Annotated in this window: 10 protein-coding genes; 5 read left to right on the top strand and 5 right to left on the bottom strand. The window is 57.2% G+C overall.

Annotation, left to right across the window (positions count from 1 at the left end; all coding sequences use genetic code 11):
• Window positions 1-376 precede the first annotated feature (376 nt).
• The 3 genes from dctP (at window position 377) to DS906_RS04240 (ending at window position 3493) form a co-directional block, all read left to right on the top strand.
• A complete protein-coding gene (dctP, locus tag DS906_RS04250) occupies window positions 377-1393 on the top strand; it encodes a TRAP transporter substrate-binding protein DctP (protein ID WP_113788984.1) in 1017 nt (338 codons plus the stop codon).
• 63 nt (window positions 1394-1456) lie between these two features.
• A complete protein-coding gene (locus DS906_RS04245; protein WP_113788983.1) occupies window positions 1457-2086 on the top strand; it encodes a TRAP transporter small permease subunit in 630 nt (209 codons plus the stop codon).
• A gap of 3 nt (window positions 2087-2089) precedes the next feature.
• Window positions 2090-3493, top strand: coding sequence for a TRAP transporter large permease (locus tag DS906_RS04240; protein ID WP_113788982.1), 1404 nt, complete (start codon window positions 2090-2092; stop codon window positions 3491-3493).
• A 132-nt stretch (window positions 3494-3625) separates the two neighbouring features.
• On the opposite strand, the gene DS906_RS04235 is transcribed toward DS906_RS04240, so the two are convergent.
• Window positions 3626-4669 (bottom strand): ornithine cyclodeaminase, encoded by a 1044-nt coding sequence (locus tag DS906_RS04235; protein ID WP_113788981.1) that lies wholly within the window; start codon window positions 4667-4669, stop codon window positions 3626-3628.
• Complete coding sequence (gene rocF / locus DS906_RS04230; protein WP_113788980.1) at window positions 4669-5589, bottom strand: arginase; 921 nt, start codon at window positions 5587-5589, stop codon at window positions 4669-4671. The genes DS906_RS04235 and rocF overlap by 1 nt, the downstream gene beginning before the upstream one ends.
• An 86-nt stretch (window positions 5590-5675) precedes the next feature.
• On the opposite strand from rocF, the gene DS906_RS04225 reads away from it, so the two are divergent.
• Together DS906_RS04225 and mprF are read left to right on the top strand one after the other, a co-directional pair.
• A complete protein-coding gene (locus tag DS906_RS04225) occupies window positions 5676-6104 on the top strand; it encodes an Lrp/AsnC family transcriptional regulator (protein ID WP_113788979.1) in 429 nt (142 codons plus the stop codon).
• 98 nt (window positions 6105-6202) lie between these two features.
• Window positions 6203-8812: a bifunctional lysylphosphatidylglycerol flippase/synthetase MprF gene (gene mprF, locus DS906_RS04220; protein ID WP_113788978.1), complete on the top strand. Its 2610-nt coding sequence runs from the start codon at window positions 6203-6205 to the stop codon at window positions 8810-8812.
• A 3-nt stretch (window positions 8813-8815) separates the two neighbouring features.
• Here mprF and DS906_RS04215 read toward each other — a convergent pair whose 3' ends face one another.
• From DS906_RS04215 to DS906_RS04205, 3 genes are read right to left on the bottom strand one after another with little or no spacing between them, the layout of a single operon-like run.
• On the bottom strand, window positions 8816-10378 hold the full coding sequence (locus tag DS906_RS04215) for an efflux transporter outer membrane subunit (RefSeq protein ID WP_113789099.1): 1563 nt from the start codon (window positions 10376-10378) through the stop codon (window positions 8816-8818).
• Window positions 10379-10389: 11 nt separating this feature from the next.
• Window positions 10390-11535 (bottom strand): HlyD family secretion protein, encoded by a 1146-nt coding sequence (locus DS906_RS04210; protein ID WP_113788977.1) that lies wholly within the window; start codon window positions 11533-11535, stop codon window positions 10390-10392.
• Between the two features lie 21 nt (window positions 11536-11556).
• Window positions 11557-11919, bottom strand: coding sequence for a DUF3302 domain-containing protein (locus tag DS906_RS04205; RefSeq protein ID WP_113788976.1), 363 nt, complete (start codon window positions 11917-11919; stop codon window positions 11557-11559).
• Between the last annotated feature and the right edge of the window lie 2 nt (window positions 11920-11921).

Below are 11921 nucleotides of genomic sequence, written 5' to 3'. Positions count from 1 at the left end.
GAACTGGCGATGTCGATCTGTTTCCTCCTTATGCGCAATAATACGGAGAGCTGAAAACAAGGAAATAAATTACCGATTTCTCACGATTAGTTTGTAAATTATTTTTTTGAGCCGAAGTGATTTTGTAAATAAATAGGTCATCAATGGGGAAAGTAGTTTTTTTACATAGCCTTGCCTGTAATGAAAATTTCTGTGGAAATAAGCCGCCGGGGTACAACTGAATTGCATCTGTGACTCACCTTTCGGTTGTTAGCGCTCAACGGTGCCATTCCCAGCTGGTCAGGAATGTTGACCAGGGGTTGGCACATTCCGATGTTGGCGCTAGCTTTGACGCCAAGCGCCTCGGTAAGGGGGTGCAGCAAAGGGAGAATTCAGTATGAAAAAGATCTTGAGCGGCTCTGCTGTGGCCGCCTTGTGTGTTGCGTTCGTGTCCGAGGCAGCCGCAACTGAATGGAATGCTTCGGTCTGGGGCAAACGTCGTGCGTTCACCGAGCATGTTGAGAAACTGTCTGAGTTGGTCAGCGAAAAGACAAACGGCGATTTCACCATCAATGTCAGCTATGGTGGTCTGTCCAAGCCGCGCGAAAATCTGGATGGAATCGAAATAGGTGCGTTTGAGATGGCGCAGTTCTGTGCCGGGTATCATCGTGACAAAAATCGCGCGATCACCGTTCTGGAACTGCCGTTTTTGGGCGTGAACAACCTGGATGAGGAAGTTGCCGTCAGCCACGCGGTTTACGATCACCCTGCCGTCAAGGATGAGATGGCGCAGTGGAATGCGCGTATCATCATGACCTCACCCATGCCGCAGTACAACATTGTCGGAACCGGCGACCCGCGTGACGAACTTGCCGAGTTCGAAGGCATGCGTGTCCGCGCCACAGGTGGTCTGGGCAAGGCATTCGAGGCGGTAGGTGGTGTGCCGACCTCGGTTCCTGCAACCGAAGCCTTTAATGCAATGGAGTCCGGTGTCGTTGACACGGTCGCCTTTGCTCAGCACGCGCACCTGTCTTTTGGCACCATCAACGAAGCGGATTGGTGGACGGCCAACCTGAACCCCGGCACTGTGAATTGCCCGGTTGTGGTCAATATCGATGCCTATGAGGCACTGCCGGCTGAGCATCGCGAGGCGTTGGACAGTTCGATCGACGAAGCGATTGATCACTATCTGGCCAATTATGGGTCGCTGCTGGACCAGTGGGACAGTGTTTTGGATGAAAAGGGTGTAGCAAAGGTACAGATCGATGATGCGGTAATCGCAGAGTTCCGCACCAAGGCTGCCGATCCAATCCGGGCACAGTGGATTGAGGATATGTCGGCTCAGGGTATCCCTGCGCAGGACCTGTATGATCTGGTCCTGTCCACGCTGGAACAGCAGCGCAGCGGTAACTAAGCACAAAATCCGGGTGCCCACCGGGGCATCCGGACACCAACAAAAATACAGGGGAACACCGCAATGGCAGGACAGGCCACGGTGCTTGAAGACAACAGCCTCCTGAGTTCTTTGGACCGTAAGTTGTTGAGGTTAGAGCGGTTTCTGGCTCTGATCAGTGGCCTTGCCGTGTTCAGTCTTATGGTTCTGGCGGTGGTCTCGGTCAGCGGACGCAATGCGATTAACGCGCCTTTGCCGGGATATGTCGACTGGATCGAACAGGCGATGCCGCTGATTGCGTTTCTGGGCGTTTCTTTTGTTCAGCGCGATGGCGGTCATATCCGGATGGATATTGTCATCTCGCGGCTGCACGGGCGGGCGTTGTGGCTGTTCGAGCTGATCTCGGTCCTTCTGATCCTGGTGCTGATGCTGGCCCTGGTCTGGGGCAGCTGGTCCCATTTTGACCGCTCGTTCGACATTGGCGCGCCGTTGTGGAGCCGGGACAGTTCAATCGATATTGGCATCCCGCTATGGCCCGCCAAGTTGCTGGCACCTGTGGCGTTCTCGGTGCTTTGCCTGCGCCTGCTGCTTCAGGTTTGGGGATATGGTCGCGCGCTGATCGTAGGGGCCGAAAGCCCTGTAGCCGTTCCACTGATCCAGGACGCTGCCGCACAGGCCGCCGCCGAGGCTGAGCAATTCGAAGGACAGGACTAGCACATGGACTCGATTGAAATTGGCTTGTGGGTCACGGGTGGCCTGCTGGTTCTGGTTTTTACCGGAATGCGCGTGGCCTTTGCGGCGGGTCTGGCGGGTCTTGTCGGTCTGGTTTGGATTTTCTGGGCCAAGTTCGGGTATGATCCTGACCGCTTTGGCAAAGCACTGACGGTCGCGGTCAAGACGGCGGGGCAGGTGCCGCATTCCAAGGTTGCTGCCCATACACTTAGCCTGATCCCCACCTTCATCCTGATCGGTTATCTGGCCTACTACGCGGGGCTGACTCGCGCGTTGTTCGAGGCCGCTAAACGTTGGGTTGCGTGGGTGCCCGGAGGGCTGGCCGTTTCGACCGTCTTTGCAACCGCGGGCTTTGCGGCCGTTTCCGGCGCGTCGGTGGCAACGTCTGCCGTGTTCGCCCGGATCGCTATCCCCGAGATGTTGAAGGTCGGCTACAACAAGCAATTCGCAGCCGGAGTGGTCGCTGCGGGCGGTACACTTGCATCCCTGATCCCGCCATCCGCGATCCTTGTAATCTATGCGATCATCGTGGAACAGGATGTGGGTAAACTGCTGCTTGCCGGGTTTATCCCCGGTGCATTTTCGGCCGTTGTGTACGGTCTGCTGATCGTTGGCATCGCGGTTGTGTTCAAAAATGTTGGTCCACCGGTGACAGGTTTCACCTGGAAGCAGCGTTTTGCGTCTCTGCCGGGCGCGTTTCCGATTGTCGCGGTGATCCTGATCATCATCTGCTTTGTCTATAACCCGTTTGGAGAAAAAGCCTGGGGTACGCCAACCGAAGGCGGAGCAATCGGTGCCTTCATCGTTTTCTGTTTCGCCCTTTTCCACGGGATGCGTTGGCCCGAACTGAAGTCGGCGCTTCTGGAAACTGCCAAACTGACCGCGATGATCTTCACGATCATCTGGGGGGTGCTGATCTACGTACGGTTTCTGGGGTTTGCCGATCTTCCGGGCGTGTTTTCGGACTGGATCACCTCGCTGGAAATGTCGCCGATGCTGATCCTGATCTGCATCCTTCTGGCCTACGCGGTGTTGGGCATGTTTATGGATGCCATCGGGATGCTGTTGCTGACATTGCCGGTCGTCTATCCGGCGGTCATGGCCCTGAACGGAGGCGAGACCGTCAGCGCCGCCGACAGCGCCTTTGGCATGTCAGGCCCGATGTGCGCGATCTGGTTCGGTATTCTGGTGGTAAAAATGGCCGAGTTCTGTCTGATCACGCCACCAATCGGTTTGAACTGCTTCGTGGTAGCTGGTGTGCGCCCGGACCTGAGTGTTCAGGACGTGTTCAAGGGAGTAACGCCATTCTTCATCGCCGATGGTGTGACCATTGCGTTGCTCGTAGCGTTTCCCGGTATCGTTCTCTATCTGCCATCGCTCGCGGGATAGACAAATCATTATGCGAGGCGCTGCCTCGCGCTCCGGGATATTTTTGGCCGGATGAAGTAAGGGATCCTGTACTTCATCTGGCCTTAAGTATCCCGGGGGAGGCGCCCAATGGGCGGCGGGGGCAGAGCCCCCTTAGCTCGCCCGCATTAACATCCCGTACAGGTCTCGTGGGTCGTCCGGATCGGCCAGCATGTCCAAAGGTTCAAAGAAGTCAGTGTCTTTGATGGCGGACTGGACGTAGCACAAGGCCGAGAAATCCTCGATCGCGAAGCCAACACTATCAAACAAAGTGATCTGTCGGTCGTCGCGTCGGCCCTTGGCCTGGCCGGTCATGACCTGCCACAATTCGGTCACTGGGTAATCCTCGGCCAAGGCCTGAATTTCGCCCTCGATGCGTGTTTGTTCTGGGTATTCGACGAAGATGTCCGAACGTAGCAGAATATCGCGGTGTAGCTCGGTCTTGCCGGGGCAATCACCGCCAATTGCATTGATGTGGACGCCCGGTCCGACCATGTTGTCCGTCAGGATCGTTGCGTTTTTCTTGTCCGCCGTACAGGTCGTAATGATCTGCGCGCCTTCAATAGCTTCCTCGGGTGTTTTGCAAAGCACGACCGTCAGCCCGGAATTCTTGAGGTTTGCCGCGCATTTTTTGGTGGCCGCATGATCGGTATCGTAAAGACGCACAGTGTCGATCCCGCACATGGCCTTGAACGCCAGGCATTGAAACTCGGACTGAGCACCGTTCCCAATCATCGCCATGAAGCGCGATGACTTTGGTGCCAGATAACTGCCGACAAGGGCCGAGGTTGCCGCCGTGCGGAGGGCGGTCAGCATCGTCATCTCGGTCAAAAGCGTCGGGTAGCCGGTATAGACGTCGGCCAGAAGGCCAAAGGCTGTCACGGTTTGCAGGCCCTCGGACGTGTTCTTGGGGTGCCCGTTTACGTATTTGAACCCATAGGCCTCACCATCCGAGGTCGGCATCAGTTCGATTACGCCATGGGGAGAATGCGCCGGAATGCGAGGGGTCTTGTCAAAACTCTCCCATCGTTTGAAGTCGGATTCGATCTGGGCGGCGATCTGGGTGATCATCCGCTCGACCCCGATGTGGTGCACCAGCCGCATCATATTGTCGACGGAAACAAAGGGCACAAGCGCCTTGTCAGAAGGTTGGGACATCAGAAACTCCGGGTCGGGCGGTCGAAGATGCGGCGGCCCAACAGGGACGCGGCCAGATCGACCATCAGTTTTGCGGTTCGTCCACGCTCATCCAGGAACGGGTTCAGTTCGACCAGGTCCAGTGAGCAGACGAGGCCGCTTTCATGCAGTAACTCCATCGCCAGATGGGCTTCGCGTTCGGTCGCCCCACCGGGAACAGTCGTGCCGACAGCAGGAGCGATCGAGGGGTCTAGGAAATCAACATCCAAGGATACATGGAGAATGCCGTTTGCCGCGCGGACACGTTCGAGGAAAGCGATCAACGGCGCCTTGATGCCATGTTCATCAATGCTTCGCATGTCTGCCAGCATCGCCTGATCCTGTTCCAGTCGTGCACGTTCAGCCGGGTCCACGGAACGCAGACCAATCATGCCCACGCGGTCCGTTGGAATCGGCGCAGCCAGCGGAGGGAAGGCGTCAAACCCGGGTTGCCCGGTGAAATAGGCAACCGGCGTGCCGTGCAGGTTGCCGCTGCCGGAGCTGTCAGGTGTATGAAAGTCACTATGGGCGTCAAGCCAAAGCACAAATAATGGTCGCCCGATCCCGTCGGCATGTGCTGCCATCCCGGCAACTGTGCCCATGGACAGAGCGTGATCACCGCCCATAAAAATCGGCAGTCCGTTCGGCGCGGTTTCCTGTGCGGTGCGGCTCAGGGCGCTGGTCCAGCCGATGCACTCGGGCAGCGCCACAAGGTGTGGATGCTCCGGTACATCTGACGGATCGGCGCTGACATTGCCGATATCCGACACTTGGTGCCCGAGGTCAGTCAGAGCTTGTTCCAGACCGGCCACCCGGTAGGCGTCCGGGCCCATGCGGCACCCCTGACGACGCTTACCTGCGTCCATCGGTGCGCCAACCAATATTACATTTTGCGTATCCATATGACTATCTAGACCCTCGTGATGGCTTGCGAAAAGGCAGCAAAATGTTCAAAATGGCATCCGGAAAAACGAAATGAGAAGTAATCATGGACGATTTGGATAGCAGGCTGCTGAGTGCACTGCACCGCGACGCACGGGCATCGCTATCCGAACTCGCCGAAACGCTGGGGGTAACACGCACCACGGTTCGCAGCCGCCTGCAGCGCCTCAAACAGTCCGGTGAAATTGTTGGGTTCACTGTACTCACCCGTCAGGACGTGGCGCAAAGCCCGGTGCGAGGCATGATGATGCTGGAAATCGAAGGCCGCGGGACCGAGCGTACGATGGCCCGTATTGCTGCCATGCGGCAGGTGCGCGCGGTTCACTCCACGAACGGCAGCTGGGATCTGATCGCCGAAATCTGGACCGAAACACTGGCTGAGCTGGACGAGGTGCTGTTCCAGATTCGCCGCATGGAGGGGATCACCAAGTCCGAGACCAACCTGCTGCTGTCCACCCGCAAAGGTCGGTTGTGACCCCCGTAGTGCTTTGAGCCTGAACGAAAATGTGCAAAAGTCTGCTTGCGCGTTTCGATCGTGCAGAGTGTGATCGAGCCTGAGAGCAGGGACAAAGCATGGCAACTCATGAAAATGTCGAAGAACTCTGGGCTGTACGCCTGGCCGAACGGGTTTCGGGGTTTCTTGAAAAGCCCCTTGTCCGGATCGCGATACCGATTCTGGTCACGCTTATTGCCCTGACCGTCCTGCACGAGCTGTCTTCGCACGTCAAATGGGCTGATGTAAAAACCGACGTCGCGAATACATCGTGGAAGCTGATGTTTTTTGCCCTGTGCTGGACGGCTGTCAGCTTTTTGTCTCTCTCACTTTATGATGTGTTTGCCGTGCAAAGTGTGGCAGATGGCGAGGTCCCTTTGCCCGTCGCTGGCATGGCCGGGGCCTGTGGCTACGCCGTGTCGAATTGCCTTGGGTTTTCCTACATCACCGGCACGGCGATCCGGTATCGGATCTATGCGTCTCTGGGCCTTGATCTGGGCCGGGTTGCGGGGGTGATTGCCACATCCTGGATCGCATTCTGGTCAGGTTTCATTCTGCTTCTGGGTGGGTTGCTAACCTTTCATCCGGATGGCGTGTCTAAGGTTCTGCCCATAAGTGACACCGTCGAAACCGTGATGGGACTGTGCCTGCTTGTGGGCTTCGCAACGCTGTTCATTTGGCTTTCCAAGGGTGGTCGCAGGCTGGCCACTGGTGGTTTGGGCTTCAATTTGCCGGGCGGAAAGTTGCCGGGATTGCTGACGCTGGCGGCTGTGGGTGACCTGTTTGGGGCGTCCATGACGCTGTACGTGTTGATGCCGGATGATCTGGGGGTTGGGTTTCCGTTCTTCTTCACAATTTACATTGGCGCGATCGCGGTCGGAATTCTCAGCCACGCTCCGGGCGGAATTGGCGCGTTTGAGGCGACTTTGATCGCCGGGCTTGGGGCCTCGGGTCGATCTGACGTGATCGCGGCCCTGTTGCTATACCGTTTGATATATACCTTCCTGCCGTTCGCCATTGCGACGCTGTCCATCGCGGTGGCCTCGGCCCTGACACATCGACATCACATCGGTGGCGCGGCCACGTGGGTCTATCGCGTGATCCGTCCGATTGTGCCGATGGTTGCGGCAGGCGTGGCCGCTGTGGCGGGTGTTATTCTGCTGGTGTCCGGGGCATTGCCCGCCGGCAGCCAGAACCTTAGCGCATTGCGGGACTTCCTGCCGTTGTCCTTTGTCGAAGCCTCACACCTTGCTGGCAGCGCTGTTGGAGTGTTGCTGATCCTTGTGTCGCGCGGCCTGTTCCGCAAGCTGTACCGCGCATGGATAGTGGCCATGCTGCTGATGGTTGCCGGGTTCGTCGCATCGCTGACCAAGGGTCTCGATACGCACGAAGCGATCAGCATGTTGGGCACAATCGCCTTGCTGGCTACGTTTCGCGGGGCGTTTTACCGCGTCAGCGGGGCATCGATATTCCGCCTGAACATCCCGTGGCTGGTCAGCGTGGTCGCCTTGCTTCTGGTCGTGTTTTGGGTCGGGCTGTTTTCCTATTCGCATATCGAATATCAGAACTCTTTGTGGTGGGAGTTCGCGTGGAACGGTGACGCCTCACGCTTTTTGCGATCCAGTCTTGTGGTGGCGGTTATTCTTGGCGTGGTGGCCGTGAATTCTTTGTTCGGGCGCGAGGTTCCGGAACCGGTCCGGACGGAGATCCCCGAGGTTGTTGAGCGCCTGGTCATGGAAAGCGAAGACACCGAGTCGCAGATTTCACTGACCGGCGACAAGCAATTCCTGATTTCACCGGACGATGACGCATTTCTGGCCTATGCCGACACAGGCAATGCACTGATCACCAAGGGGGAGCCGGTTGGGGATGAAACCGCCGGAAAGCAACTGATCTGGCAATTGCGCGAAATGGCGGACCGTGAGGGCAAGTTGTGCGCTTTCTACAGCGTATCAACTAAGTACTTGCCGACGTTTCTGGATCTGGGCCTGTCTATTCTGAAGATCGGAGAGGTCGCGCGCGTGCCGTTGAAAGATTTCTCGCTGGACGGCAAATCTCGCAAGCGGTTCCGTCAGGCCAAGAACCGGGCCGAACGCGAAGGGTATGTATTCGAGATCATACCGAAGGAAAAAGTGGGTCCTGTGTTTCCCGAATTGCGCAAGATTTCAGACGATTGGCTGGAGCATAAGGCTGGTGAGGAGAAGGGGTTCGCATTGGGCGGGTTTGACGATGAATACCTGTCCTATTTCGATTTCGCGGTGCTGAAGAAGGCAGATACGGGAAAGATCGTCGCCTTCGCCAACCTCTTCCAAGGCGGGAACAAGTCCGAATTGTCGTTGGACCTGATGCGGTATGAGCCGGACGGGTCGAACTTTATCATGGACGCCTTGTTTGCCGAGATGATGACCTGGGGGGCAGAGCAGGGGTTCCATTGGTTCTCGCTGGGGGCGGCACCGTTTTCGGGAATTGAGAACCGGCAACTGGCGTCTTTCTGGAACCGCGTCGGAGGGTTCGTATATGAGCACGGCGAGCAGTTCTATCACTTCGAAGGGCTGCGATCTTTCAAGCAGAAGTTCGATCCGGAGTGGAGCCCGAACTATCTGGCCAGCCCCGGTGGTCTGGCAGCACCACGTATTCTGTACGAGGTGAACATCCTGATTTCAGGCGGTTTGCGCGGGCTGACGAAGTAACACTCAGTTCAGACTGGCGCGGGTCGGGGTTTTCTCCAGAAGATCGCCCCAATCCGTGCGATATGCCATTTCGGCCAGAACGGTTTCTGGCAGGAATTCTTGGTTCTGCCGGATCTGCCAGCCGCCACCCAATCCCTTGTAAACCGCAACCAGATTGCTGGAAACCTGCTGGCGCGCCTGAATCAAATTAGCCTGAGACCGCAGCAGGGCTGTTTGGGTGTTCAGGATACGCGAATAGCTTGCGATACCGTCCCGGTACTGGTCGATGGCGATATCAGCCGCTTTGCGCGAAGCCGCGACGCTTTTTTCATAAAAGCCAACTTGCTTGCGTGACTGGGCATAAGCCACCATCGCGCTTTCAACCTCGGAATAGGCGGTCAGGACGGTGTTCTGGTAATTGGCGATCAACGCCTGATAGGCCGCATCTTGTGCGCGGACGTTGTTCTTAATCCGGCCATAGTTCAGCACGTTCCAGACCACTCCGGCATTTGCGAGCCCGGTGTAGCTGCCTGCTGAAAACAAATCCTGCCCGCCCGAGGCCTGCAGGCCAATTGCACCTGACAGGATGAATTGCGGATAAAGATCGGCCAAAGCGATGCCGACCTGCGCCGATTGCGTGGCCGCTGCCAGCTCGGCTGCGCGAACGTCCGGACGGCGGCGTAGCAGTTCGGCCGGGACGCCAACGGACACATTCGTACGCGCAGAGGGGATCCGCCCGGAATTGCCTAGTAGGCTGGTCATGCGGGAAGGGGTGGTTCCCAGCAGCACGGCCAATGCATTCTTGGCCTGTTGAAGATCACTTTCAATCTCTGGCACCAAGGCCTTGGTATTGTTCAACAGGGCTGTGGATTCCTGCACGTCCAGCTCGGTTGTTACGCCATTGTCAAACCGCAATTGGGTCAGATCGGCGGATTCCTGTTGCAACTGGATGTTGTCGCGCGCCACGGCCAGCGACTCTTGCAAGGCACGAATGTTGACATAAAGCGCTGCGACATCGCCGGTCAGCGTGACAAGCGCGTCATCATAATTGGCCACTTGCAGCGCCAGGTTGGATCGCGCGGCCTGAACGCCACGACGTTGCTGACCCCACACATCCAGCTCCCATTGGGCATCAAAGCCGACCTGCGAGGTCGAAAACTCAGTGTCCAGCGGGATGATCCGGCGGATATCGGAAATCGGTCCGAGGTTGTCGCTGACCTGACGGCGTTCGATGGATGCACCGATGGCCTGTGATTGCGGATACAGCTCGCCAAACGCAATGCCCAACTGCGCGCGTGCCTGCAGAACGCGGGCACCGGCAACCTGCAGGTCCAGGTTCTGGGCATAGGCCTCGGCGATCAGTTTATTGAGGGTGGGGTCGTTGAAGGTCTCCCACCATTTCACCACCGGAGCGCTGCGCGAAGTCAGACCGCTTTGACCAGTGCTTGGGGTGTTGACCTCGATCCATTGTTTGACGACCGGTGAGTTCGGGCGCACGAAATCCGGGCCAACTGGTGCGCAGCCGACCAGCAGCGCGGCGCATAGGACCGTGCCCATCAGTCGGCGGTTTGTTCTGGCCCGGGTCATCATATGCGTCCTTAGATATCCAGTGGTCGAATGAAGTTGGCGAAAGAATAGAGACGAATGTTGATCCGCCGCAGGAACTCAAAGCTTTTGCCCTGACCGGTGTAGATCGCCACGGCCGCGTGACCACCGGCGGGGAAGGTATGCCCGTCGGGGATATCGACCGAGATCTGGACCGCGATGCGACCGGGTAATTTCGGTAGCTCAAACCCGGGTAGGCGGCCAGACGGCAAGTATTGCCCTTGTCGGGTTGCCCACCAGATCGCTTCGACTTTACCAGTTAAAATTTCGCCCGGATACAGATCAAGGGCGACTTCAACGGGTTGACCGACTTCGACAAATTTCAGGTTCTGCTGACGGTAGGTTGCAAGAATGTAAGGGTTTTCCTTGGTGACAAAGCTGGCAATGGCGCCCAGGCGAATATCGCCGACGACCAGACCGGGACGGGCTTGTTGGGACACGATCATGCCGTCTTCGGGGGCGTAAATCGTGGTGTTGTCCAGAAAATACTGGGCCTTGTCCAACTGCGCCTGCGCCTGAAGAATACCGGTGTTGACCCCGTCAATCTGGGAATCCAGCGCAAGCTGAGCCTTTTCCAGATTTGCCGTGGCCTCTTTGACCTGCGCCTGATCTTCGGTCACCTGTTCGTTCCAGCGATCCAGCTCATCCTGCCGCGCACCGCCTGCGGGTACGAGGTTTTCGTATCGGGCTTGCTGCGTCTGTGCGTAAGCAAGTTGAGCGTTGGCACGCTCAATGGCTTCCCCTGCGGCAATGACGTCCTGTTCCAGGATCTTGGCGTTTTGCTCGGCCGCCACCAGCTGCGCTGTGGCTTCCTCAACCTCAAGCGCGAACACGGTGTCGTCGAACCGATACAGGGGATCGCCCTTTGTGACCTCGGTATTTGGCTCGACCAGTACCTCAGTCAATAACGTCGGCTCGGTCAGCCGTGGAACGATCTGGATGGTTGAGCGGACCACGTGGCTGTCGATGGAGAACGGCTGAAAGAACCGAAGAGCGACCAGAAAGATCAACAGCAGGTGTGCACCGACCCAGAATGATACGATGCCCCACGTGATGCTGAACTTCAGCCACTGGAACTTGAAGAAAATAAGCCAGACAAATATGATGTAGAAAAGCGTAATGCCGAGGGCGACAAACATATTTTGTAGTTTCCTTTGGCGTTAGCTCTTTTGTGTTTCTTCCGGATCCAGCGGGTCGCGGTATTCTTCCGTCAACTCACCACCCAAACGCTTGATTTCTTTGCGAACCGCCTCACGCTCATCATCGGGCATACGGCGGATATCTACCACGGTTCCATCGTGGAACGCCCAGATGAAAGCATGGACCCAGGGTACGATGGCGAGAAATCCCATCCATCCCATGATCTTAATTGCTTCGGCATGGGGGTGATTGCGTTTAATCGCAATCCGGCCCGGTAGTCCCATCACGAATAGAAACAGCGCCATGACGGCGGCCAGCAGCAAAATCAACGCAACAAATGTCAGGTAGTCGTAATAGCCGAGTGGCTGCCCAAGTAACCCCATGT

The organism is Ruegeria sp. A3M17, from assembly GCF_003318255.1.
Classification (GTDB): Bacteria; Pseudomonadota; Alphaproteobacteria; order Rhodobacterales; family Rhodobacteraceae; genus Ruegeria.
Note: the sequence above shows the minus strand (reverse complement) of the source record. Positions and strands in the feature narration are given on the sequence as shown.